Here is a 24378-nt window from a genome sequence, read left to right as displayed (position 1 = left end):
ATATGCTTGAAGCATGAGAGATCCGAACCCTAAGCCATCCGCAGATGCCGTCGCCTCCCGCACCGTCAGCCGCGTCGTGCCCGAACCGACCGCGCTGAAGGCCTTGGCGCATCCTGTTCGGCTGCGCATGCTCGGCATGCTGAGGATCGACGGTCCTGCCACGGCGACACAGCTGGCCGCGCGGCTGGGCTTGAACAGCGGGGCGACGAGTTATCATCTGCGCCAGCTTGCCCAATATGGCTTCATAGAGGAGGCGCCGCATGCGTCACGGCGCGACCGCTGGTGGCGCGCCAGCCATGAGCTTACCTCGGTGCCGCCAAGCGAGGCCGAGGGGGAGGCGCTCGATCTCGACCTCGCATTCAACCAGGCGGCACTCTCGCTGCAGGTCGGCCAGATGCAGCAGGCGCTGGAGGAATATGCCGAACTGCCGGCCGAATGGCGTAAGGCGACTGCTGCCGATGACATCATTATTCCAATGACGGCGGCACAGGCCGAGGCTCTGACGAAACGGCTGACCGACATCATCCTGGAAGCGATGCGGGCTGCCCCGCCGCTGGGCGAGGCGGCGCATCGGAATTCTGACATCGTGCCTTTCTATGTCATGCTGCACGCCTTCCCCTTTCCGGGTCGCCTTCCGCATCGCGAAGCGGAGGACGAGCCGTGAGGAGGGCCAGGCCTTTCCTGGCACTTGCCGCAGCCGAGACGTGTTCGCTTTCCGGCACGCGGCTATCGACCATCGCCATTCCCTGGCTGGTGCTGAGCACGACGGGCAGCCCTGTCCTGACAGGGCTGACGGCGATGATGGAGATGCTGCCCTATGTCGTCGCAAAGGCGCTCGGCGGGCCGCTGATCGACCGCGTCGGCGCCAAGCGCATCGCCATTGCCTGCGACACCGCCTCGGTGGCCGTTGTAGGACTGGTGCCGCTGCTCGATTTTTTCGGCCTGCTCGGCATGCCGGTGCTGCTGCCTATCGTCTTTGCCATGGGCGTGCTGCGTGGGCCGTCCGACGCCGCCAAACAGGCGATGGTTCCCGACATCGCCAGGCTCGCGAATGTGCCGCTCGAGCGGGTGACTGGCGTTGCCAGCGCCATCGAGCGGCTGGCCTCGACGGCGGGTGCTGCCGGTGCCGGCGCACTGATCGGCCTGATCGGCCCGGGTCAGGCGCTCCTCGTCAATGCCGCCACCTTCGCCGCCGCCGCTCTGATCGTTGCAGTCGGCATCCCCGATATGCGGCGCAAGCCCGAGTTATCCGGTGCACCGGGCGGCCGCCCGGCCGAAAAAGCCTCCTATCTCGACGATCTCAGCGAAGGCTGGCGCTTTCTGCGCGGCGATGCGGTGCTCGTCAGCATCGTCGTCATGGTGGCGATCACCAATCTGCTGGATCAGGCCTATCATGCGGTGCTGCTGCCGGTCTGGACACGCGATTCCGGCCACGGTCCGGAACTGCTGGGAGCGATGTTTGCGGCATTTACAGGCGCCTCGATCGCAGGTGCGGCGATTGCCGCAGCGGTCGGCGAACGGATGCCGCGCCTGATCGTCTACACCGTGGCATTCCTGTTGACCGGCTTTCCGCGTTTTCTCGTGACCGCGCTGGATGCGCCGCTCGGCCTCGTCTTTACAATCCTGGCCATAGCAGGCTTCGCCTCGGGCTTCCTCAACCCGATCCTGTCGGCGGTGATCTTCGAGCGCATCCCCAAACTGCTGACCGGCCGCGTCATCGCAATGAACACCGCCCTCTGCTTCGCCCTCATTCCCTTCGGCGGTCTCGTCGGCGGCGCGCTCATCAGCACGATCGGTCTTGCCGCGGCGCTGCTGTTCACCGGGTTTGCCTATCTCGTCGCAACGCTGCTTCCCCTTGGCCTGAAAAGTTTCCGCGGTTTCGACCGGGCGCTTGCCGATGCCGGTGCTTCCGTATCAAGGCGATGAGCGCGCGCCCGACCTCTCGTGCCCCAGCGCCTCGACCATCAGATCGATAAACCGGTGGATGCGCGGTTCCAGCAGCCGCTTATCGGGATAGAGCGTGACGATCTTGGCATCATCGGCTTCAAGGTCGGGCAGGACCTGCCGAAGACGCCCGGCTGCGAGATCGCCGGCGATGAGAAAATCGGGCAGGAGCGCGATACCCAATCCCGCCAGGGCAGCGTCGCGGATCGCCTCGCCGCTGTCGAGCCTCAGGCGGCTGCGTCCCTGCGCCTTGATCCAGGAACTGCCCTTGCCGCGAAAACGCCAGCCTTGCCTCTGGTTGCGGCTGGCGAAAATCAGGCAGTCATGGGCTGCGAGGTCGTCGATTTCGCGCGGTTCGCCGCGCTCGGCAAGATAGGACGGCGAGGCGCAGAGGCGCGTACCGTAGGTGGCGATCACGCGCGAGGCCAGCCGGGTGTCCGACGCCGCGGCGCCGATCCGGATCGCCAGATCGAAGCCTTCCTCGATGATGTCGGCGAGGTGATCGGAAAAGCTCACTTCGACCTGGATGTCGGGCCAGGCCTGAAGATATTTCTCCAGCAGCGGCAGCACGACGAGCCGCCCGAAGGCATCGGGTACGGTCAGTCTGAGAACGCCGCGCGGCACGCCGCTCTGGCCTCCCACACTCGCTTCGGCCTCGTCGACCGACGCGAGGATCTGCAAGCCGCGCTCGTAGAATACCCGCCCTTCATCGGTCAGGCTCAGCGTTCTCGTCGTGCGGTTGAGCAGACGGGCGCCGAGCCGGTCTTCCAGGCGGATGACGGCCTTTCCCGCCGCCGAGCGGGACAGGCCCATGGCCTGCCCGCCGGCGATAAAACTTCCGGCATCGACGACGGCCATGAAGATCAGGATGTCGTTCAGGTTCGTGCGCGGCATCAGGCAACTCGAGCGGTTCGGTCCCAGCCATAAGTCGGTCAGTCATGCAACCGATTCAAGGCTCGGACCATCAACGCTCACGGCGGCAGTAAGGTCCCGACGCTTGGCTGCTCTGTTGGCAGCCGCCGGTCCGACCTCTCCGAGAGCGCGTCTGCTGCGCAGCCGGCGCTGGTATTGACCGCAGCGGAATTTGGCCGCCGGGGGCGCTGAAACCGGGCTACAGCATATCGCCGAGGCTCCAATGGTTGTTCCATCGGGCGTCGATCTCGTCGTCGACATTTTGATATCTTATGTCGGTGGAGAGGCGCAGCCGCCGGCTGCTGTCCTGGTTGGTGGTCGAGGCGTGGATCATATAGGGCGAGTGGAGCACAACGTCGCCGGCCTCATAATCGGCGGCGAGCCAGCGGGTGTCGAAGCGCTCGGCCATATCTGGGAGATCCTTCGAGACCCAGCCGCCTTCCTTCATGTAGCTGTTATAGGCACTGATCCGCTCTTCAGGGGAAAGATTGCCGCTTGCGGCCTGGAACTCGGCCTCCATCTTGACGCCCAGCGCGTGCGAGCCTTCGAGGTAGACGAGGCCGCCCATCTCGGCAGGGATGTCGCCGATCGGGATCCAGGCCGTCACCAGGCGACGGGTGCCGCCGCGGAGATAGACGAGATCGTAGTGAGCGGGTGTGGCGGTCGGCGATCCCGGCTGGGTGAAACGCATGATCTTGCGCTTGTGCAGATAGGAGATGCCTTGCAGCAAATCATCCATGAAACGGGTGAGCGGCGGCTGCGCGCAAAAACCTTCATAGGCGGCGGAACGGACAAGCGACATCAGGCGCCGGTCCGCCAGGCTCCAGTCGAAGCTGGCGGCCGACGCAATGCCTTGGGAAAAATCGCTGCCGGGCTCGACCAGTCCCGTCACGGCGAGGCGTTCGAAGACCCAGCCGCGGAAATCGATGACATCGGCCCGCGGCAGAAGCCCTTTCAGCCAGACATAGCCGTCGTTCTGGTAGCGGCGGCGGATGGCGTCGACGCCGATGGCGAGATCGGTCGGTGTGAGCCAGCCCATCCGCTCCGCAGCCAAGGTCTTGCCGTGGGCGGCAAGGGGAAATTCCGGTGTTCGGGCCTGCATGGCTTTAGCGGCAATCGACATTTCAGCCTTCTCCAGCTTGAATTGACTTGCCATGAAATAGCTGATCTGCAGGGATAACCGACATAGAGGAAATAGCTAGCTGGACTTTTCGCTCATCATGAGAGACGCCGAGGCCATCTACAGAACTCCGCTTGGCGCAGCCGGCGGACTGGCGGTCACCGGAAGTGGCAGGCAGCATGCCCGCCATGCCGTGACCGACCGAAAACTTCCGAGTTTCGCCGTCGTGCTGGTGGAGCGCGGGCAGGGCTGGCTGGAGACCGCCGCCAGCGGGCGCCTCAGCCTGACCGGGCCTGCTCTGTTCTGGCTGTTTCCCAACCGCTCCCATTCCTACGCTCCTGACGAAGGCGGCTGGGACGAGCGCTGGGCGCTTTTCGAAGGATCCTTCACGCGGGACTTCGTGAGGCTAAGGATCATTGCCGAGCGACACCCGGTCGTCGCCTTGCATCGCCTCGATGAAGTGGCGCGGCTTTTCGGGACGCTGCACTCCGATCTGCTTGAGGATACTCATCTGGGGCAGGCGTCGGCGGCATTGATGCTGCATCGCATCGTCATATCAGCCGCCAGGCAGGCAATTGGGGTGGAAGATCGACGCCGGGAAAGACCCGACATGGCCGTGATCGTGGAAGCGCTGCGGCGGCGGGCGATGGAACCGCTCGACCTCGCCGCCTTTGCCGCCGAGCACGGGATGTCTCCGGCAACATTGCGCCGGCGGTTCACGCTTGAAACAGGACTGCCGCCCAAGACATTTCAGCTTCGGGCCCGCATGGACCATGCCAAACAGCTGCTGGCCACCACCGACGAAAAAATCGAAACGGTTGCCGCCATGATCGGTCTGGATGACCCATTTTATTTTTCACGGGTCTTCCACGAGCGCGAGGGCTGCAGTCCTCGCGAATTCCGCGCTCGATACAGGCGGATGTGAGCACCCGGTGCCATTGCCCGGCGCGTCAGCGCCAGCCAAGCGCCGGGGCGATGTGGGTCAGAATTGCCTCGATGACATGGGCGTTGTAGGCGACGCCGAGCTGGTTGGGGACGGTGAGCAGCAGCGTGTCAGCCTCGGCGATCGCCTGGTCTTTGGCAAGCTGCCGGATCAGAACGTCGGGTTCGGCGGCATAGCTGCGGCCGAAGATTGCCCGGGTCTTCTCATCGATGAAACCGATCTTGTCGTCCTCGTCGTTGCCATAGCCGAAATAGGCGCGATCGCGGTCGTCGACGAGTGCGAAGATGCTGCGGCTGACCGAAACGCGCGGCTGGCGCGTATGGCCGGCTTCCTTCCAGGCCTCGCGGTAAGCACGGATCTGGTCGGCCTGCTGGACGTGGAACGGCTCTCCCGTCTCGTCGTCCTTCAGCGTCGAACTCTGCAGGTTCATGCCGAGCTTGGCCGCCCAGACAGCGGTGGCATTGGAGCTTGCGCCCCACCAGATCCGCTCGCGCAGCCCCTCCGAATGCGGCTCGAGACGCAGCAGGCCGGGCGGGTTCGGAAACATCGGCCGCGGATTCGGCTTGGCAAAACCTTCGCCGCGCAGGATCTCAAGAAAGACTTCGGCGTGGTGGCGAGCCATGTCTGCCTCGCTCTGGCCTTCGGGCGGGGCATAGCCGAAATGGCGCCAGCCATCGATCACCTGTTCCGGCGAGCCGCGGCTGATGCCGAGCTGCAGCCGGCCACCGGCGATGAGGTCGGCCGCACCAGCGTCTTCGGCCATATAAAGCGGGTTTTCGTAGCGCATGTCGATAACGGCGGTGCCGATCTCGATCCGGCTGGTTCTTGCGCCGACGGCTGATAGCAGTGGAAAGGGCGCGGCCAGCTGCCGGGCGAAGTGGTGCACCCGGAAATACGCCCCGTCGGCTCCGAGTTCTTCAGCCGCGACGGCAAGGTCGATCGACTGCAGCAGCGCATCGCCGGCCGAGCGCGTCTGCGATTGAGGCGAGGGCGTCCAGTGCCCGAACGAGAGGAAACCGATCTTCTTCATGCCGATGCCGCACCTTGATCCGTTGTATCTGGGTTCGACCGGTCATCGCACAGTTTCGGCCCAGAAGACAATCGGAACCGGCGATGGCCGCCCTCGTCCTTCGAGGCCCCTGCGGGGCAAGGATGAGGGCGGAGGGAGGTTGCGGCTTGCCTCGCCGGAGGACGTCGCGGTGAGCTTCATCCCTGAGGCAGCATCACGCATTGCAATCGCGGGCCTTACGCAAGGCCCGCGGCCGGATTCTACTCTGAGCCCTATCCCACAGCGCCGAACGCCACCTTGCCGTCGTTCAGGAAACACGTCTTGTCGAACAGCGTCAGATCCAGCGGGTTCGGCAACCTGATGTCGGCGATGTCAGGCAGGAGCTTCTGCGACTGCTCGAACGATCGGTCGATCTGAGAGATGAAGACCATGATCAAACCGCGGTCATGGGCGAAGGCTTTCAGAGTGCGGATCTGGGCGGAGAGTTCGGGATTTTCCCGCTTCTGGTCGAGCAGTTGGAGGTAGTCGATGACCACGAGGGTGCCGCGCGGGGCAGAGGCCAGTCTTCCGGTGATGTAGCTGGCGCTGATGGCGTCGGAGCCGTCGAATTCGAACAGGTGGTCGAACTGAGTCTGTTCCACGCCGATGGCGCGGAAGCGGTCATGCACGTCCTTTTCGGTATATTCCAGTGAGAAGAACACGCCGGGACTGCCCGATTTCATCGCCTCTACCGCGAGTTCGAGGCCCATCAGGGTTTTGCCGTGGCCGGGCCGGGCGCCGACGAGCAGGAGATCGCCCGGTAGCAACCGCGCAAAGAGCTTGCCGGCGGGTGGCTCCGCCGATGCTTTTGCTGCCAGCAGGCTCCAGCTGCCGTAGCCCTCGTCACGGGCGATGCGGTCGAGTGCCTGGTTGAGCGGTATTTTCTCGGTGCGCGACAGCGTCTTGGCCTTGCGCTTGAGGTGATAGATAGGCGCGGACATCTTCATTCATAAACCTCCTATTGCGAGCGGCTTTCGCAATCCCTCCTTATGCCAGGTGCTCGAACAGTCGGTTCGATGTGAGGTAGCCCCGCATGATATCTGCTTTCCCGAGCGGAGGGAGGAGGCGTGGGCAGCGCCGGAATCAGATCATAGCGGAGGATCGGTCCGGCGAAAATCAGCAGCGTCGTCTCCGGGCGAAAAATGTACGAGCTTCTCAAGCGAAAGCAGAGGCAATCGCCGCAAGCGTTTGAGCGGGAGTCGGTTTCTGCTCGCGCCAATAAACCCCGGAGGTCAATAATAGGCCGATTTGAACGGGGCGATGGCCGCCCCCATGGCCGAGGCGTCGCTTGAAATTTCCGTGATGATCAGCTTCGGGCGGGGGCGGGGCACGCCGTAGCGCGGGCGGTCGTAGATCTCGGTGCGGTCGATCAGCATCTGCGCCAGAAGGTAGGGAACTTGGCCGCCGAAGACGATCGCCTGCGGATCGAAAATCGCCCAGATCGCATTGATGAGGCGGCTATAGGCCGGCGTCACCTCATCGACCCATTCCGCGACACCTGGCCATTTTGGATCGAAATGCTTGCGCATATAGCTGATCGAGGGAACATCGACGCCGTTTTGGGTGAGCCTTTCGATCAGATACTGCAAGGCAGGCCGGCGTTTGCTTTCCTCCGGGTCATATATGCCGGAGAATTCGCCGGCATTGCCGATGCCGTTGTGCAGCAATTCGCCGTTACTGACGAGGCCGCCGCCGAAGCCGTAATTGAAGCTCAGATAAGCGAAGTGCTTGATATAGCGGCCGGCGCCGAACATGGATTCGGCGACCGTTCCGGTTTTGGCGCCATTCTGCACCCAGACCGGCTTGCCGAAGAATTCCGTCAAGAGCGGCCCGAGCTCGATCAGCGACCACTCGTGCAGTGGCAGCGGCGCGTTGTAACGCGTGCCGCTGACGTGAAAGCCGGCAATGGCAAAGCCGATGCCGAAGAAGGTCTCTTCCGAAAGATCGTTCGCCTTCTGATGTTCGCTCAGCTGCTCGCGCACGAGAGCGAGCGCCTCGGCCATCGTGCGCTCCCGCAGGACGACACTGCTTTCGGCCAGAACATTGCCTGAAATATCCATCAGGCAGATGCCGATCACATCGGTATTGACCGAGATGCCGCAGGAATAGGCGTGACGGCCGTTGAGCCGCAGCGTCGGGCTCGGCTGGCCGCGGCCGGCGCCGGGTTTGGGCGAGCCGAAGGAAACGATGCCGCGTTCCTCCAGCTGGTCGATGATCCTATAGACGGATTGCTGGGTGAGGTCGGTGTGGGCGGTGACTTCGGAGCGGGAAAGGCCGGGATTGCGCCAGATCAACTTGAGGAGGTCGCGTTCGTTGGAAGAAACGGTGCCGCCGCCTTCGCGCAGGAAATTCCGGCCGATCAGGGGCTCGGGGAAATAGGCCATTTCAGCACCTCTTTCGTCAGTAAATTACTATAGGCGTGTAATAATTTCCGTCGCTGCCGCCGGCGTTTCCCTCATGCAGCCCATAGCAGCGCCGTTGCTTCGCCGCAAGAGTGGTCGCGCCGTCACTAAATTGTTACACGTAATGTGTAGTAATCCGGCCGTCACGGCGACGGGCTCGAACCCGGCCGATCAAAACAGGCGAGGGCAAGATGAAGATTACCATTGTGGCGGCTGCGGCCGCGCTGATGGCGGGGGCGTGTTCTGCGCAGGCCGCCAATATCGAATTCTGGTATGGCAATACGGGTGTCGTTGAGACGGCGATCCAGGACCAGTGCAAGGCGTTCAATGCCGCGCAATCCGAGCATCACATCACCTGCGTCGGCCAGGGCAGCTACGAAGTGTCGATGCAGAAGGCGATCGCCGCTTTCCGCGCCAACAACCATCCCGTGCTCATCCAGTTCTTCGACGCCGGCACGCTCGACCTGATGCTGTCGGACGCCGTCCTCCCGGTCCAGGACGTGCTGCCCGATGTGAAGTGGGACAATTATATCAGCGGCGCGCGCGCCTATTACGAAACCTCCGCCGGCGAGCTTTTCGCGCAGCCTTACAATGCCTCTACGCTGCTCTTCTACACCAACAAGACCGAACTCGAGAAAGCCGGCATCACCAAGACGCCGACGACCTGGGAAGAGATCATCGAGGCTGCCCGCAAGCTTGGCTTCGGGCCATGCCTGCCCGTTCGCCACCGATGGCGACACCTGGCGCGTGCTGGAGCAGTTCTCCGCCCGCCACGGCCTGCCGATCGCCTCCAAACATAACGGCTTTGACGGCCTCGATGCCGAATATGTCTTCAACACCACCTTTGCCGCCAAGCATCTGCAGAACCTGGTCGACTGGCGCAAGGAAGGTCTCGTCAAGCTCGGGACCGACACCAAGGCTGGCAATTTCACCGCCGCCTTCAACGCCGGCGAATGCGCCATGATGGAGAATTCGTCGGGCTCCTACACCGCTTCCGCCAAGGCTTTCGACGGCAAATATGAACTCACCGTCGCCCTGGCGCCGATGTATGAGGGTTATGAGCGCCACAACACCTTCGTCGGCGGCGCCTCGATCTACATCATGAAGGGCCATGACAAGACCGAAGTCGAAGGCGCCAAGGCCTTCCTCGATTTCGTGCGCCGTCCCGAACAGCAGATGGCCTTCACATCAGCCACCGGCTACGTGCCCGTCACCAACGACGTGATGGATGCGATCGCAAAAAGCGGCGAGGCGAATTCTCCGAAATATGCGACGGCCGCCGTTGGCATCCAATCGATGAACCAACCGCGCACGCCGGATACTCGCGGCATCCGCCTCGGCTTCTACGTACAGTTTCGTCAGGTCTTCATGGAAGAGACCCAGAAGGCCTTTGCCGGCGACGAGACCATGCAGGCAGCGCTCGATAACGCCAAGAAGCGCGGCGACGAACTGCTGCGCCGCTTCGAGCAGACCTATAAGGGCGTGAAGCTGCTCTGATCCGAACTCCCGCACGGAGCGCTCCCCCCGTTCCGTGCGGCCTTCCAATGCAGGGCTTCTCCATGACCTCGGAATCTTCGCTTTTCAGCCATCGCTGGCTGCCGCTTCTCCTGGTGGCGCCGCTCATGCTGCTGATCGTGCTGTTCTTCTATGTGCCTGTCTTTCAGGCCTTCTACTGGTCGTTCTTCCTCGAGCGCCCGTTCGGCGGCGGATCGATGTTCGTCGGCTGGCAGAATTTCGCCCGCGTGCTGTCCGATCCCGAATTCTGGGAGGCCGGCAGGCGCACCATCATCTTCATGGTCACCGCCTCCTCTCTGTCGGTGCTGATCCCGCTGATCCTGGCGGTCGCGGCCGACCGGAAGATCCGCATGTCGCTGCCGGCGCGCAACGTTCTGGTCTGGCCGAAGGCCGTGGCCGGCGCCTCGATCGGCGTCGTCTTCACCTTCATCTTCAATCCCTTCGTCGGCATCCTGGCGCCGCTCAACGCCGCCTTTCCCGGCATATGGGCGCCCGGCATCAATGGCACGGATGCCTTCATCACGCTGATATCGGCGCATGTCTGGGGCGGCATCCCATTCAATTTCGTCATCCTGCTCGCCGGCCTGCAGTCGATCCCGCGCACCATGCACCAGGCAGCGGCGATGGATGGGGCAGGGCCGTGGCGGCGGATCTTCGACGTACAGTTGCCGCTGATTGCGCCGCAGCTCTTCCTGACGCTGGTGCTGGAGTTCACCGAAAGCGTCACCTCGGCCTTCGCGCTGATCGATACGATCACCAAAGGCGGCCCGGGCGGCTCGACGACGCTGCTGGTCTACAAGATCTATTCCGACGGCTTCACCGGCTACGACCTGTCCGGCGCCTCGACGCAGACGGCGATCCTGATGGTCTTCGTCATCATCCTCACCGCCGCCCAGTTTTTCCTGCTCGGCCGGCGCGTCAATTACGACAGGTGAACCATGATCGAAAACGCACGTTCTCTCAACATCGCCGCCAGCCTCATCCTGATCGTCGGCATCGTCTACATCATCGGGCCGCTCTACCTGACGCTGTCGACCGCCTCGCAATCCTACGAATTCATGCTGCGCAACGGGCTGGCCTGGTATCCCGGCGACCGGCTGTTTTCCAACATGGCGCGGGTGTTTGCCGAAACGCATATCCCGGTCCAGATGCTCAACAGCATGCTGACCGCCTTCAGCATCGCGATCTTTACCTGCATCCTGTCGTTTCTCTCGGCCTATGCCATCGTCTATTTCCGTATCCGCTGGGCGGGGGCGGCCTTTGCGCTGATCCTCGCGACCATCATGCTGCCGCTCGATATCCGCGTCATCACCACCTACCAGGTGGCCGCCAACGTGTTTTCGCCCATCAACGCGCTGCTCGATGTCGCCGGCCTGAACGGGCTGATCGCCCAGACCTTCGGCGCGCCGGTGAAGCTCGAATGGAGCGTGCTGAACACGCATTTCGGCCTCGTCGCGCCGCTTTTGGCGCACGGCACCGGCACCTTCCTGTTCCGCCAGTTCTTCCTCACTCTGCCGAAGGATTTGTTCAAGGCGGCGCGCATGGATGGGGCAGGGCCGATCCGCTTCCTGTTCGATATCCTGCTGCCCTTGTCGCGCACCAGCTTCGCAGCACTCTTTGTGCTGACCTTCCTCAGCGGTTGGACGCAATATCTCTGGCCGCTGGTCGCCGCCTCGACACCCGACATGCAGACCGCCGTCGTCGGCCTGGCGCGGCTCATTCCCGACGCTGACGGGCAGATCCCCGATTTCCCGATGATCATGGCCGCCACCGTCGTTGTTTCAATCATTCCGCTCGTGATGATCGCGCTTTTGCAGCGCTACCTCGTCCAGGGCCTCGTTCTCACGGAGAAATGACCATGAACGCCATCGACATGGCCATCCGCGCCGCTGCCGCCGACATCACGCTCTCAGGCGTCACCAAGGCCTATGACGCCGAAGCCACGGTCATTCCTGCAATGGATGTGGAACTGAGAGCTGGCGAATTCACCGTCGTGCTCGGCCCGTCCGGCTGCGGCAAGTCCACGCTGCTGCAGATGATCGCCGGTCTCGAACGGGTGAGCGGCGGCAGGATACTGATCGGCGGCCGCGAGGTGCAGGATCTGGAGCCGAAACATCGCGGCTGCGCCATGGTGTTCCAGAATTATGCGCTCTATCCGCATATGAGCGTCTTCGACAACATCGCCTACAGCCTCAAAGTATCAGGCATGGCGAAGGCCGAGAGGGCCGAGCGGGTCGGCGCGGTGGCAAAGATGCTCGGGCTTGCCGATTATCTCAGCCGCAAGCCGGGGCAATTGTCCGGCGGCCAGCGCCAGCGCGTCGCGATCGGCCGCGCCATCGTGCGCGAACCGGGCGTGCTGCTGTTCGACGAGCCGCTTTCCAATCTCGATGCGCAGCTGCGCCATGACATGCGCGTCGAGCTCGCCGAACTGCACCGCCGTATCGGCGCCACCACCGTCTTCGTCACCCACGACCAGGTGGAGGCGATGACGCTTGCCGACCGCATCCTCATTCTCAACAAGGGGCGGATCGAGCAGTTCGATACGCCGAAGGCGATCTATCATCACCCGGCCTCGGTGTTCGTCGCAAAATTCATCGGCGCGCCGCCGATGAACATCCTGCCCGTCAGCGGCGACGGCGCCATGCTCAGGCTCGCCGACGGGCAGGTGGTGGCGGAAGCGCCGCTCACAGGCGCCTATCAGCTCGGCATCCGGCCCGAGGATATCCTCATCGGCGGCCAGGGGGTGGGGCAGCCGCCTGCGCTTAACGCGGCCCTGCGTTTTCGCGAGGATCTCGGCTCGCACGCGATCCTGGCGGCCGAACTCGGCGAATCACTCGTCCGGATCGCCACACCCTTCGGCGTCGAAATATCAGACCATAGCCAGCTCACTCTCCATTTCCCGGCCTCCCGCCTGCATCTCTTCGATGCGGCGAGCGGCGGGGCCATACCAGGCGCACTCGGCGCAAACTAAAGGAAATACCATGAAATATATCGACCACATTGCCGACCCGTCGCGTCCCTGCGCCATCGTTGCCCATCGCGGCGCCTGGCATCATGCTCCCGAGAACAGCCTTGCCGCGATCGAAAACGCCATTGCCGGCGGTTATGACATCGTCGAGATCGATATCCGCCAGAGCGCCGACGGCGTGCTGTTCATCCTGCATGACGATACGCTCGAGCGCATGGCCGGCGTCGATCGCATTCCCGAGGAGATGACGATCGCCGAGATCACCAGCCTGCCGCTGCGCATGGCCGATGGCGGGCCGGACCAGCCGTTCACGACGCACACCATTCCGACGCTGGAACAGGTGCTCGAAACCGTGCGCGGCCGCATCTTCGTCGACCTCGACCTCAAGCATCTCGAAATGATGGATATCGTCGCCGCCAAGGTCAGGGAGATGGGCATGGCCGATCAGGTCGACCTCAAGGCCCCCGCCGGCACGCCGGAGGCGCTGGCCTGGCTTGCAAGGCAGAATGGGATCGATGGGGTTCCGTTCATGGGCCAGGCGTTCTTCCGGAACGGCAGCGCCGATCAGACTGCCGAAGCGGTTCTTTCGGCGCGCCCCTTCATGTGCGAAGCCAAGTTCGATCAGCTGGAAACCCTCGCCGGCCAGCACGAGCGCCTGCGTAGCGCCGGCATCTCGCTCTGGGTCAATACGCTCGATCCGGTCTCCTGCTGCGGCCTCACCGATAGTGCTGCGCTTGCCGATCCTGATGCGATCTGGGGCAGGATGATGGCAGCTGGCATCAGTGTCATCCAGACCGACCAGCCGGCGGCGCTCAAGACCTATATCGAGGCGCGCCAGAAGTGAGGCAGATCCCGGACGAGCTATTTTCCGCAGTGATGCAGGATATGCGCGGGGCGGCGGAGGCAGAGATCCTGCCCCGCTTCCTCGGCGTCACCGCCGAGGGCATCCGCACCAAGACCGCGCCTGACGATCTGGTGACCGATGCCGATCTCGGCGCCGAGCGGCGGCTGACCGAGGCGCTTTCGGCGCGTTTCCCCGAGGCGTTGATCGTGGGCGAAGAAGCGGTCTCGGCCGATCCCGCCATTCTGCCACGGCTTGGGCAAGCCGATCTCGCCGTCATCATCGATCCGGTCGACGGCACCTGGAATTTCGCCCACGGCCTGCCGCTGTTCGGCATGATTGTGGCGATCGTTTCAGGCGGAGAAATTGTCGCCGGGCTGATCCACTACCCCGTCACCGGTGATTTTCTCGCCGCGCGGAAGGGCGCGGGCGCATGGCACATCGCCCGCGATGGCACGGAGACAAGGCTCAGCGTCGCCGCACCCGCACCTGTGGAGGAGATGCACGGCCTCGTACCCCTGCACATGTTCCCGATTGAGGAGCAGCCGGTCCATGCGCAGCGCCTGCTGCACTTTGCCCGCACCACCACATGGCGCTGCTCGGCCTATGAATACCGGGCGGTGGCATCTGGGGCGATGAGCTTTGCCCTGAACGCCGAGCTCAAACCCTGGGACCACGCCGCCGGCGTGCTGATCCACCGCGAAGCCGGCGGTTATGGCGCACTGCTCACTGGCGAAGCTTATCACCCGACGATGACCAGGGGCCGGTTGTTGCTGGCGCCGGATGCGGCAAGCTGGGAAGCGATCCGGCAAGTGTTTGCGGAGGGATAGTATCGGTCGCGCTTCGGCGCGGTGCTCGGCCGGATGCAGTTGAAGCGGAAGGAGAAGCAATCGCGGTAAATGCCGGAGACGGAGTCGGTTTTCGCGATGCGGCGCGTTTTGCGTTTGTTATGATGCGGCCGACGGCGAGGGGGCCTGCGCTCCGGTGCCACGCCCTGCGCGCCTTTTGGTTATTCGCCGCCGGCCATCGCATTGCCGTCGAAAGGGTTGGAACATGCGCTACACGTTTGCCATAGGCGATATTCACGGCTGTATCGATCCGCTCGACAGCATGATCGATCGCATCGAGACTTATGCCCCCGAGGGGACAGTGGTTTTCGTCGGCGACTATATCGATCGCGGGCCTGACAGCAAAAGTGTCCTGGACCGGATCATTGCCGGTCCATCGGGCCAGTGGTCGTGGATCTGCCTCAAAGGCAATCATGAGGACATGATGGTCGCTGCCTATGCCGACAGCGACAACAGAGCCCAATGGCTCGGCAATGGCGGGCTGGAAACCGAAATATCCTATGGCGGTAGGGTTCCGCCCGAGCACCTGCAATGGGCGGCCAATCGCCCGCTGCTGTATGTCGATCAGCATCGCATCTTCGTCCATGCCGGCGTCGATCCGGCAGTGCCGTTGGAGAAGCAGTGTGAGGACGATCTTCTCTGGATCCGGTTCCCTCCCGGTGAGTCTGGCGACTATTGGGGCAAACACCTCGTTCACGGCCATACACCGTCACTGTCCAACCCGGTGACGACAGGAAACCGCACCAACATCGACAGCGCCTGCGTGTTTGGCGGCAAGCTCTCGTGCGCAGTGTTCGATGACGATATTGCCGGCGGTCCGATCGGGTTTATCGAGGTGAGGGCATGAACTTGGGTCCGTCGGCAGGGAGATAATGCCGGAGACGGCTGAGCGGCGATGTTCAGCGGGAAAGCCTATCGCCCCGTCATGACTCTTCAGCAGAAAGTTTGGCGAGAACGCCATCCCAATCTCCGTCATTCCTGTGACGAGCACAGGAATGACGGAGGAGAGATGTGGCGGCGCTTGGCACCATTACCGACGGCTCAGGCCCGCCAGCCGGCGGCGAGCCGCAACCAGGGGGCCAGGTGGAAGCCGCTCATCAGCAGATACATCGGCACCATTCCTCCGATCTGGAAGGTATCCGGCGTCATCGTGCAGATCATGTCGGCTCCGCCGGACGCAGCGGTCAGCAGCGCCATGAGCGCGAATGTCGGGGCGGCGGCGAGCGACAGCCGGTCGGAGAGGGCGGCGATCCTGCCGGCTGGGCTAGCCATACTCGCGCCCGCCTTACCAACTGATCCGTCGGCGGCGGCGGCCAGCGACAGCCATTCGGCGGCGTTGATAGCGGCGTTGCCGTCGCCTTTCTTCGGGGTGTGAGCGGAAGCGAACATCGGCCTCACTCCTTGCCGTAACGGTCGTGATGGCGCCACCAGATGCCGGTTTCGTTGCGGCCCTTGGGTGCCCGGTCGAGCCATTGATACATGCCCCAGAGCCCGTCCAGCCCGCGGGCATAACTGGAATAGCTGTGATAGACGGCGCCGTCGATCAGCTCGAAGGCGCTGACGCCCGGCCGGTCGCGGGTGTAGGTCATGACATCGGTGCCGGTCATGGCGGCGATTTGGGCGACCGGGCCTTCTCCCTCAGGCTGCTGCCATTGCTGCACGATTTGGCCGGCGAGCGGTTCGGGGGCGGGCGGCTCGCGGCGATAGTTGTATTCTATATCGCCCTGACGTTGCTCTTCGGCGCTGAACCAGACACTGAAATCGCCATTGAAATCGCTGCCGAAGGACGAGGCCCAGGGGAAGCTCCAGTCCATCCGCCGCTTGAACGCCTGAAGCTTGGCGAGGGGCGCGCGCGACACCGCCCAAAAGGCGACGTCGTGGTTTTCGAGATGGACGAAGACGCCATTGAAACCGTCGGCAATTGACGAGCAGGACGGGCATCCGGCGCTGTAATCCGGCCCGAACATGAAATGATAGACGAGAAGCTGTGAACGGCCGCCGAAGAGATCCTTCAGCGAGACGTTGCCGCCGTCGGTGTCGAAGCGGTATTCCTTGTCAATCCCAACACGCGGCAATTGCTGGCGCTTGACCGCCAGCGCGTCGCTCCGCCGCGTCAATTCCTTCTCCTCCTCGAGCAAATCGAGCCTTGCTGCCAGCCACTGCTGGCGTGTTGCGTTGAGCTGTGCCGTCATGGGTCTTCTCCTTTGCCTGTTTATCGTCGTAGCATCCGGCGCGGATTGCCTGCCGGTCCCAAGCAGATTACGGCCGGGCAGCGAAATGGCGGGAGTGACAAGTGTGACGGGATTTGAATGGACTCGCTGATCACAGCCGCGGCACGGGCGCTGGCATCGGGTGATGCGCTTGGCGCGCTGAAGCGGGTGGCGTTGCGTGACGACGCGCCGGCGCTGGCGCTGCGCGGCATTGCGATGGCGCAGCTTGGCGACCTCGTGCGCGCCAAGGCGCTGTTGAAGAGTGCGGCGCGCGCCTTCGGCCCGCGGGAGGCGGTGGCGCGGGCGCGTTGCGTGGTCGCCGAGGCCGAGATCGCACTCGTCTCGCGCGACCTCATCTGGCCGCCGAAGGCGTTGGAAGCGGCGCGCAGGGTGCTGGAAGCGCATGGCGACAGGATCAATGCCGCCCATGCGGGCAATGTCGCCATTCGCAGGCTGGTGCTGATCGGCCGCCTCGACGAGGCCGAGCGCGCGCTCGCAGCCCTCGATCCAACACCGCTGCCGCCGGCGCTGCGGGCTGCCCACGAGCTGGTGGGCGTCGGCATCGCCGTTCGGCGCTTACAGACGCAGGCAGCGCGCACCGCCCTCGATCGGGCAAGGCTGGCGGCGCGCGCGGCCGCTATCCCCGCTTTGACGGCGGAGGTCGAAACCGCCGCGCTGGTGCTTGACACCCCGGCGGCACGGCTGATGTCACACGGAGAGGAACACCCGCTGCTGCTCGCCGAGGTGGAGGCGCTGCTTTCCTCCGGCACACTTGTCGTCGATGCCTGCCGCCACGTGGTGTGGAACGCGGGCGCCGCCGTCTCGCTGGCGACGCGTCCGGTGCTGTTTGCCCTTGCCCGCACGCTCGCCGAAGCCTGGCCGGGGGATGTGGCAAGGGGCACGCTGATAACGCGCGCCTTTCGCGGCAAGCATGCCGATGAATCGCATCGTGCGCGGCTGCGGGTCGAGATCGGCCGGCTGCGCGCTGAACTGCGGGGACTGGCGGAGGTTTCGGCAACGAAGCGCGGTTTCTCGCTTTCGCCCTGCGGCGCCGGTGAGATTTCCGTGATGGCGCCACTGGTCGAAGGGCCTTACGGGGCGGTGCTGGCATTTCTTGCCGACGGAGAGGCGTGGTCGAGTTCGGCGCTGGCGATCGCGCTCGGAGCCAGCTCCCGCACCGTGCAGCGGGCGTTGGATTCGCTTGCCGGCGAAGGCAAGGTGCAATCGCTGGGGCGCGGGCGAGTGCGGCGCTGGATGAGCCCGCCATTATCGGGTTTCCCGACCATCTTGTTACTCCCCGGACCGCTGCCGAGCGACTAGGATGGCGCAAGTTACAGGGTGGAATGACAGGGAAAGAAGAGATGAAAAAATCAGCTGCGAATATCCTGCGTGAATATGGACCTTTTCCCGGCGCCGAGCGCGTCAACGGCGTCACCTTCGATGGCGAGCACGTCTGGTTTGCCTCGGGTGACCGCCTGAGCGCGCTTGATCCCGAAAGCGGCGAGGTGGTGCACTCCATTGAGGTCGCGTCTCATGCCGGAACCGCCTTCGACGGTGAGTTTCTCTATCAGATTGCCGAGGACGTCATTCACAAGGTCGACCCGAAGACCGGCCGCATCCTTGCCACCATCCCGGCGCCCGGCAATGGCGGCGATTCCGGCCTTGCCTGGGCCGAAGGCACGCTCTGGGTCGGCCAGCACCGCGGCCGCAGGATCCATCAGATCGACCCGGAGACCGGCAAGATCCTGCGCACCATCGAATCCAACCGCGTCGTGACAGGCGTCACCTGGGTCGACGGCCAGCTCTGGCATGGCACATGGGAGGGCGACGACAGCGACGTCAGGCGCATCGACCCTGAAACGGGGGAAGTGCTGGAGCGGCTCGACATGCCCGAAGGCACCGGCGTCTCCGGCCTCGAATCCGACGGCGGCGATTGCTTCTTCTGCGGCGGCGGAGGCAGCGGCAAGATCCGCGCGGTGCGGCGGCCGGGGTGAGGTGGTGCGCCGCCGGTGTGAACATACGCCACTCGGCAAAGCGGCAGCTAACCGATCGCCGTCACTTCGGCGCCGCGGGATCGGAGGTCGCCGAGGATACTGTAGGGACCGTTCAGCAGACCGATCGGCAGGATAATGAAGGCATTCGTGCCTGCCGGCAGCTTGGCGATCCGCTCGATCAGAAGCGTTCGCAGTTTGTCCGTGTCCATCAGATCGGTGGGCGTGACGACGCCCTTGGCGGTGATTTCCTCTCCGAGGCTGGCGATCTCGCGGCTTTTCCGCCCTTTGTAGAGTTCGTCGAAATAGCCGCCGATCGGTCCGATCCGGCGGCGCAGGTCGAGGAGATAGCTGATCGGGGCAGGGCCAACGGAATTGATGGTCTCCAGGGTCATCGGCCTTTGTGCGGCCTGCACTTCGGCGTCTGATGTGAGCGACTTCACATCGCGCCCGATCGATGCGCCGTATTTTGCAAGCGCCAGGCCGATGCTCGGCGCGCCCGGCCCGAAGGCATGCTGTCCTTCGCCAAGGAGCAGCAGGCTCACCTCGAAACCGGAGATCTTGTCGAGCGAACCCTTCGCCGGCGATGCGCCGAGGACGGTCTTGAACTCCTCCTGATAGGGCTGCGTCAGGCCCGGCAGGACAGGCTTGAGATCGCTGTTCTTGAACTTGGCGGTCGACAAGGTGAGGTTCGGATTGATGTCGATGAGAATTGTCTTGGACTGATCGACCAGGGTTTTTCCTTCGGCGACGATGTCTGGAAAAGTGTCGGCGCGGATGCGCACGTAGCCGAAGAGCACGTGATCGTTTCCGGGGGATTTGACGCGCCAGAAGACGGCATTCTCCTCGTCTGCGGCAAACGCCATTTCCGGCAGGAAAGGCACAACCGCAACGGCTGCAAACTGTCGGCGGGTGATGTGCATGGCTGCCTCCTCGCTGACTATGCACGGCGATGCTTTCGCCTCGGACTAATCGCAGGACGGAAGAATTTGTTCCGTTCGTTGCGATATTCTCGGTTAAGATGTTGATTTCGTGTCGGAGCCGGATGAGGCGGGGAGCGCCAATAGGAGCCAATGCCCCGACGGGCATAAATAGCGTGCCGACGTTACGCTGATCTACGCCGACCCACTATCATCGAACAAAAGCGCCATGCTGACCGCATCGATATACCGACCGTCGATACGCGCTGCACACCGAACTATTCCCTCGCTGGCAAATCCCACTTTTTCGTAGAGAGCGATCGCGCGGTTGTTGTCTTCGTAGACATCGAGCTCAACCCGCATGAAGCCGGCCTCTCGCGCCGCTTTCAATGTCGTTTCGATCAGTGCTCTTCCCAGGCCCTTGCCCCGATAGGCGGGAAGGATCCCCATTCCAAGCTTTCCGCGATGGGCGTGCGACGGAAAGAAATGGCGGCTGATGTCGCACCAGCCGACAACCTCGTCTTGGGCGATAGCAACGAATTGCGGATTGCCTTTTGCAATCATGCCCATCACGAACGCGCGCGTCTCCGGCAGCGGCGTTGCTTCCAGCATGGACAGGTATTTTTTCTCCCGCGCGACGACGTCGAGCGCGCGATGAAAGCTGTCGATGTGCGCGGCAGCGATCGGTGCGATCCTGATGCCTGCCGTATCTGACGACGCTACGATGTCCATGCGCTTCTCCTTCAACGATCGCGACTGCCTTCGGAGACATGCCGCGGATCTCAGGGGAGCGTATAATTCACGGTCCGTCAACCTTTGCGTGTCAATTTCTCGGCGGCGGGTGCCATCAAAAGGTTGCAGATATTGAAGGTCAGGCTAACATCCCACATTACCTTCGTCCTGGTGACGCTCACCTGTGCGGCGGCTGTGTTGCTGTGCGGATTTGCGTGGCTCGCCGCCATAAAGGTCGACGATCTCTCGCTGCGCCGGCAGGCCGACTTTGTCGGCCAAGGATTGGAAGAGCAGATCGCGGCGCTTCCTCGGGAGCAGGAAAGCATTGCCAAATGGGACGACGCCTTCCTTTATGCCAAGCAGCGGAACCATGAATGGCTGCTCGACAATGTCGGCCTGTGGACGAGCCGGTATTTCGGGCACGACAGGACCTATATCTTTGACGATACCAATCGCCTGATGTTTGCGTTCCGCGACGGCGCGGACGCCATGCCGCCGCGGCTTGGCAGCGACGACGGCCAGGAAATGACCGCGCTCGCCGGAGCGATGCGCGCAGTTCTTGTCGAGCAGGCTGCAAATCCCGGCATTAAACCGCTTGGTCAACTGGCGACGGTTCGCACCATCATGATCGGCAATCGGCCGGCGATCGCAAGTGCGCGGCCCATTCTGCCGAGCTCGGCCAGAATGCAGATCGAGGCGGGCGAGGAGTTCATCGCCGTCTCGGTCAAGTTCATCGATGGAAAAGCCGCCGAAAGCATTTCCCATTATGCGCGCCTCGAGGGGCTGCATTTCGCGCTGAAAAGTAAAGACGAGCGGGCCCAAGTGCCAATTTCGTCCTATGACGGCGGCACGATCGGCTATCTCGTCTGGCCGCCGATCCTGCCCGGATTCATGCTGCTTCAACAGATCGCGCCGGCTGGGCTTGGCTGCCTGGCGCTGCTGATCGCTGTCGTCTTCTGGCTCGGACGAGGTCTGCATCGCACCTCGCTGACCCTGCTGGACAGCCAGGCTGAACTCACCCACCACCGCAACCACCTGGAAGAAATGGTGGCCGATCGAACGGCCGAGATCGAACGGCAGAGGGAGGAACTGGACCGGCTGCTGGTGCACGAACGCCAGGTGAATGCGCTGCAGCGCCAGTTCGTCGCCATGGCCTCGCATGAGTTTCGCACGCCGCTCGCGATCATCGACGCTGCCGCCCAGCGGCTCTGCCGCTCGACCACCAATGTCAGCGGCGATTACGTTCACGAAAAAGCCGGCGTGATCCGCAGCGCGGTGGTGCGCATGGTCGATCTGATGGAGAGCATCCTCGCCAGCGGTCGGCTCGAAACCGGACAGATTACATTGAAGCGGAGTGAAGGTGATCTGAAAGCCTTGCTCCTCAGCTGCTGCGACAGACAGCGCCAGCTCAGCCGCTCGCATCTGTTCCATCTCGATCTCGCGCCGATACCCGAGAATTTGACGTTCGACCGCAGCGCGATGGAACAGGTCTTCACCAACCTGATTTCGAACGCCGTCAAATATTCGCCCAACGCGCCTGACATTCATGTTCGCGCCCGGGCCGATGAGAAGACGCTGGAGATCGCCATCTCCGACAGCGGCATCGGTATGGATGCCGATGATCTGCCGAAGCTGTTCCAGCCCTATTATCGCGCCCGCAGCGCGACGGGCATTGCCGGAACCGGCATCGGGCTCAACGTCGTCAAGCAGGTCGTCGAACTGCATGGCGGTACTGTCGAGGTGACGAGCGAGCTCGGTAACGGCACAACATTTACCATTCGTCTGCCAATAGGCTCCCTATTGTCGGATCAACACGTCGCAGCTTAGGGAAAAGCTTATGGTTACAGTCCTGTGCATAGAAGATGAAGTCGAGATCCGGAACCTCCTCGTCGAAGAGTTGAGCGAAGCCGGCTACAGGACGCTCGAGGCCTCGAACGGCGCCGAAGGGCTGGAAATGATCCTGTCCAAATGGCCAGACATCGTCATCAGCGATATTTCCATGCCGGTGATGGACGGGCACCAGCTCCTGGCCGAAATTCAGATCAATCACCCCGAGCTCTCCAACATCCCCTTCATCCTGCTGACGGCGCTGACCGACCGGGAAAACACACTGGCCGGCTTACGCGCCGGGGCGGCAGACTACCTGACGAAACCACTCGACTTCGATCTGCTGCTCGCCAAGCTCGAAGGCTGCGTGACCCGTCTGGGTAACGACAAGGCGGTCAATCGATCGTTTTGATGGGTGCTGCTGAAAGACAATGATTACGGTTGTGCCGTGTTGCCCCCTCATCCGACCCTTCGGGCCACCTTCTCCCCGCTGGGGAGAAGAGGGGAGCGCGGGGTTACTCCCTTGTTCCGGAGCTGTGCGGATATAGAGGGCGAGACGCCGCACGATTCCCCTTCTCCCCAGCGGGGAGAAGATGCCGGCAGGCAGATGAGGGGGTGAGCGACGGTCGGAGCGAATGCACGAAGCGTAAGCGACGGGCAACGACGACTCCGTTCGCTCTCATCCGCTATGCCTGCGCAACACATCCCCCAGCACCGCAAACACCCGCGCATCCAACATCTGCGACACGTTGAACCGCATGAAATTCGTCGCCGATTGCGACAGGCTGAAGGCGTTTCCCGGCGCCAGAACGATCCTCTTTTCCAGTGCCGCCCGCGCCACATCAGCCGCGTCGATGCCATCGGGCAGGCGGCACCAGAGGAACATTCCGGCCTGCGGCTCCAGCCAAGGCGTTATCTCCAAGTTCTTCAGCTTTGTCGTCACCTCGCTCATCGCCCGGGAGAGCCGCTGTCGCAGCGTCTCCATGTGTTTGCGATAGCTGCCGTCACTCAAGACATTCAGCACCAGTTCCGCCGTCAACCGGCCGCCGCCGAAGGACGTGGCGATCTTGAGATCGGTCAACCCGTCGATCCATTCGGGTTTGGCGGCAACGAAGCCGCAGCGGGCCGAGGCCGACAGGGTTTTGGAAAAGCTGCCGATGTGGATGACCCGCTCGAGCCCGTCGAAGGCGGCCAGGCGGGGTGCCGGGGTGTACTCGAAATCGGCGAAGATATCGTCCTCGATGATGGTGAGGTCGAACTGGTCGGCGAGTTTCAGAAGCCCGTGGGCCGTCACCGGGGAAAGCGTTGCGCCTGTCGGATTGTGGATGGCGGAGTTGGTGATGTAGAGCCGCGGCCGCTCCGCGGCGACGACCTGCGCAAACAGCTCGATATCGGGGCCGGAGGGCGTATAGGGGACGCCGACGATCTTTGCCCGGTGGGCTCGCAGCAAAGCGTGAAAATTGAAATAGCAGGGATCGTCGACCAACACTGTGTCGCCGGGTTCCAGGAGGAAGCGGCAGAGCAGGTCGATTGCCTGCGTGCCGGAATCGGCCAGCATGATCTGATCCGGGGAGGCCTCGATCCCGCGTTCGCCCATGCGCCGCGAAATCAGCTGGCGCAGCGGCGGCAGGCCAAGCGGCGAGCCATAATCGGCAAGTGCTGGCCCGTCGGCGCGGGCAAGCGTTCTGAGCCCGCGGCGCATGCCTTCCCCAGGCAGCCAGGAGGGCGGCAGCCAGCCGCAACCGGGCTTCAGGTCGGTTTCATCAGCCTCCAGCGATTGCCGCGATATCCAGAAGGGGTCGACTGCCCGCTCGAGCTTCGGCCCGACCTCGGCAAGGGCAAAGGGTGCTGCCTGGTTGGCGACGTAAAAGCCCGAGCCCGGCCTTGCCAGGATCGCGCCTTCAGCGACCAGACGCTCATAGGCGTCGACGACGGTCGATGTCGACAGTTTCAGCGACGCCGCCAGTCCCCGGACGGAAGGCAGCTTGGCGCCCGGCGTCAGGCTGCGCCCGGCGATGCGTTGCCTAATCGTCGCCATGACCATCTCGACGCGGGTGCGTCCCGCTATGCTCTCATCCATCCGTACTGGCCTGCGCACCATAACAGTTTTGCCAAACTGTATCAGACTGTCACTGTTTTAGTCAGTCGTATCGGCCG

General features: G+C 63.2%; 23 protein-coding genes and 1 pseudogene. 14 read left to right on the top strand and 10 right to left on the bottom strand.

All coding sequences use genetic code 11. From position 1 onward, the window contains the following. Window positions 1-13 precede the first annotated feature (13 nt). Window positions 14-664, top strand: coding sequence for an ArsR/SmtB family transcription factor (locus RLEG4DRAFT_RS23405; protein WP_003580508.1), 651 nt, complete (start codon window positions 14-16; stop codon window positions 662-664). Beyond that, on the top strand, window positions 661-1926 hold the full coding sequence (locus RLEG4DRAFT_RS23400; RefSeq protein WP_003580507.1) for an MFS transporter: 1266 nt from the start codon (window positions 661-663) through the stop codon (window positions 1924-1926). Before RLEG4DRAFT_RS23405 ends, RLEG4DRAFT_RS23400 begins: the two co-directional genes overlap by 4 nt. Here RLEG4DRAFT_RS23400 and RLEG4DRAFT_RS23395 read toward each other — a convergent pair. Both RLEG4DRAFT_RS23395 and RLEG4DRAFT_RS23390 read right to left on the bottom strand, forming a co-directional pair. Beyond that, on the bottom strand, window positions 1915-2838 hold the full coding sequence (locus RLEG4DRAFT_RS23395; RefSeq protein ID WP_003580506.1) for a LysR family transcriptional regulator: 924 nt from the start codon (window positions 2836-2838) through the stop codon (window positions 1915-1917). The genes RLEG4DRAFT_RS23400 and RLEG4DRAFT_RS23395 overlap by 12 nt on opposite strands. 217 nt (window positions 2839-3055) lie before the next feature. Next, window positions 3056-3979, bottom strand: a complete 924-nt coding sequence (locus RLEG4DRAFT_RS23390; RefSeq protein WP_003580504.1) for a phytanoyl-CoA dioxygenase family protein — start codon at window positions 3977-3979, stop codon at window positions 3056-3058. A gap of 97 nt (window positions 3980-4076) precedes the next feature. Here RLEG4DRAFT_RS23390 and RLEG4DRAFT_RS23385 point away from each other — a divergent pair, with 97 nt between their 5' ends. Continuing rightward, complete coding sequence (locus RLEG4DRAFT_RS23385) at window positions 4077-4901, top strand: helix-turn-helix transcriptional regulator (protein WP_003580502.1); 825 nt, start codon at window positions 4077-4079, stop codon at window positions 4899-4901. A gap of 25 nt (window positions 4902-4926) precedes the next feature. Here RLEG4DRAFT_RS23385 and RLEG4DRAFT_RS23380 read toward each other — a convergent pair whose 3' ends face one another. The 3 genes from RLEG4DRAFT_RS23380 to RLEG4DRAFT_RS23370 all read right to left on the bottom strand — a co-directional run bounded on the left by RLEG4DRAFT_RS23380 (window position 4927) and on the right by RLEG4DRAFT_RS23370 (window position 8351). Then, the gene (locus tag RLEG4DRAFT_RS23380; protein ID WP_003580500.1) at window positions 4927-5949 is read right to left on the bottom strand and encodes an LLM class flavin-dependent oxidoreductase; all 1023 of its coding nucleotides are present in this window, start codon (window positions 5947-5949) and stop codon (window positions 4927-4929) included. Window positions 5950-6200: 251 nt separating this feature from the next. Then, on the bottom strand, window positions 6201-6914 hold the full coding sequence (locus RLEG4DRAFT_RS23375; protein WP_003580498.1) for a DNA helicase: 714 nt from the start codon (window positions 6912-6914) through the stop codon (window positions 6201-6203). A 285-nt stretch (window positions 6915-7199) separates the two neighbouring features. Further along, a complete protein-coding gene (locus tag RLEG4DRAFT_RS23370) occupies window positions 7200-8351 on the bottom strand; it encodes an ROK family transcriptional regulator (protein ID WP_003580497.1) in 1152 nt (383 codons plus the stop codon). 278 nt (window positions 8352-8629) lie between these two features. Here RLEG4DRAFT_RS23370 and RLEG4DRAFT_RS23365 point away from each other — a divergent pair. The 7 genes and pseudogenes from RLEG4DRAFT_RS23365 (at window position 8630) to RLEG4DRAFT_RS23335 (ending at window position 15388) form a co-directional block, all read left to right on the top strand. Next, window positions 8630-9866 (top strand): annotated as a pseudogene (locus RLEG4DRAFT_RS23365) (extracellular solute-binding protein). A gap of 62 nt (window positions 9867-9928) precedes the next feature. Then, a complete protein-coding gene (locus RLEG4DRAFT_RS23360) occupies window positions 9929-10819 on the top strand; it encodes a carbohydrate ABC transporter permease (RefSeq protein WP_003580493.1) in 891 nt (296 codons plus the stop codon). A 3-nt stretch (window positions 10820-10822) separates the two neighbouring features. Then, window positions 10823-11740: an ABC transporter permease subunit gene (locus RLEG4DRAFT_RS23355; RefSeq protein ID WP_003580492.1), complete on the top strand. Its 918-nt coding sequence runs from the start codon at window positions 10823-10825 to the stop codon at window positions 11738-11740. Between the two features lie 2 nt (window positions 11741-11742). After that, a complete protein-coding gene (locus RLEG4DRAFT_RS23350) occupies window positions 11743-12855 on the top strand; it encodes an ABC transporter ATP-binding protein (RefSeq protein WP_003580489.1) in 1113 nt (370 codons plus the stop codon). A gap of 10 nt (window positions 12856-12865) precedes the next feature. After that, a complete protein-coding gene (locus RLEG4DRAFT_RS23345; RefSeq protein WP_003580487.1) occupies window positions 12866-13696 on the top strand; it encodes a glycerophosphodiester phosphodiesterase family protein in 831 nt (276 codons plus the stop codon). Window positions 13697-13728: 32 nt separating this feature from the next. Then, window positions 13729-14523 carry an inositol monophosphatase family protein gene (locus RLEG4DRAFT_RS23340; protein WP_210161343.1) on the top strand — a complete coding sequence of 265 codons (795 nt, stop codon included), beginning with the start codon at window positions 13729-13731 and terminating at the stop codon, window positions 14521-14523. 223 nt (window positions 14524-14746) lie between these two features. After that, window positions 14747-15388, top strand: coding sequence for a metallophosphoesterase family protein (locus RLEG4DRAFT_RS23335; RefSeq protein ID WP_003580482.1), 642 nt, complete (start codon window positions 14747-14749; stop codon window positions 15386-15388). A 194-nt stretch (window positions 15389-15582) separates the two neighbouring features. On the opposite strand, the gene RLEG4DRAFT_RS23330 is transcribed toward RLEG4DRAFT_RS23335, so the two are convergent. Together RLEG4DRAFT_RS23330 and RLEG4DRAFT_RS23325 are read right to left on the bottom strand one after the other, a co-directional pair. Continuing rightward, entirely contained in the window at window positions 15583-15930 is a 348-nt protein-coding gene (locus RLEG4DRAFT_RS23330; protein ID WP_003580479.1) for a hypothetical protein, read from the bottom strand. Between the two features lie 5 nt (window positions 15931-15935). Next, a complete protein-coding gene (locus RLEG4DRAFT_RS23325; protein WP_003580478.1) occupies window positions 15936-16733 on the bottom strand; it encodes a DUF899 domain-containing protein in 798 nt (265 codons plus the stop codon). A 117-nt stretch (window positions 16734-16850) separates the two neighbouring features. Between RLEG4DRAFT_RS23325 and RLEG4DRAFT_RS23320 the strand changes: the two genes are divergently transcribed. Beyond that, complete coding sequence (locus RLEG4DRAFT_RS23320) at window positions 16851-18071, top strand: hypothetical protein (protein WP_003580475.1); 1221 nt, start codon at window positions 16851-16853, stop codon at window positions 18069-18071. Window positions 18072-18112: 41 nt separating this feature from the next. After that, on the top strand, window positions 18113-18745 hold the full coding sequence (locus RLEG4DRAFT_RS23315; RefSeq protein ID WP_003580473.1) for a Vgb family protein: 633 nt from the start codon (window positions 18113-18115) through the stop codon (window positions 18743-18745). 47 nt (window positions 18746-18792) lie between these two features. On the opposite strand, the gene RLEG4DRAFT_RS23310 is transcribed toward RLEG4DRAFT_RS23315, so the two are convergent. Together RLEG4DRAFT_RS23310 and RLEG4DRAFT_RS23305 are read right to left on the bottom strand one after the other, a co-directional pair. Further along, on the bottom strand, window positions 18793-19665 hold the full coding sequence (locus RLEG4DRAFT_RS23310) for a hypothetical protein (RefSeq protein ID WP_003580471.1): 873 nt from the start codon (window positions 19663-19665) through the stop codon (window positions 18793-18795). 192 nt (window positions 19666-19857) lie between these two features. After that, window positions 19858-20394 carry a GNAT family N-acetyltransferase gene (locus RLEG4DRAFT_RS23305; protein WP_003580469.1) on the bottom strand — a complete coding sequence of 179 codons (537 nt, stop codon included), beginning with the start codon at window positions 20392-20394 and terminating at the stop codon, window positions 19858-19860. Window positions 20395-20478: 84 nt separating this feature from the next. Here RLEG4DRAFT_RS23305 and RLEG4DRAFT_RS23300 point away from each other — a divergent pair, with 84 nt between their 5' ends. Both RLEG4DRAFT_RS23300 and RLEG4DRAFT_RS23295 read left to right on the top strand, forming a co-directional pair. Beyond that, on the top strand, window positions 20479-22221 hold the full coding sequence (locus RLEG4DRAFT_RS23300) for a sensor histidine kinase (protein ID WP_051040908.1): 1743 nt from the start codon (window positions 20479-20481) through the stop codon (window positions 22219-22221). Between the two features lie 10 nt (window positions 22222-22231). After that, a complete protein-coding gene (locus RLEG4DRAFT_RS23295) occupies window positions 22232-22633 on the top strand; it encodes a response regulator (protein ID WP_003580466.1) in 402 nt (133 codons plus the stop codon). 267 nt (window positions 22634-22900) lie between these two features. On the opposite strand, the gene RLEG4DRAFT_RS23290 is transcribed toward RLEG4DRAFT_RS23295, so the two are convergent. Continuing rightward, on the bottom strand, window positions 22901-24322 hold the full coding sequence (locus tag RLEG4DRAFT_RS23290; RefSeq protein WP_037094058.1) for a PLP-dependent aminotransferase family protein: 1422 nt from the start codon (window positions 24320-24322) through the stop codon (window positions 22901-22903). Window positions 24323-24378 lie beyond the last annotated feature (56 nt).

The sequence above is a fragment of the Rhizobium leguminosarum bv. trifolii WSM2297 genome, assembly GCF_000271845.1.
Note: the sequence above shows the minus strand (reverse complement) of the source record. Positions and strands in the feature narration are given on the sequence as shown.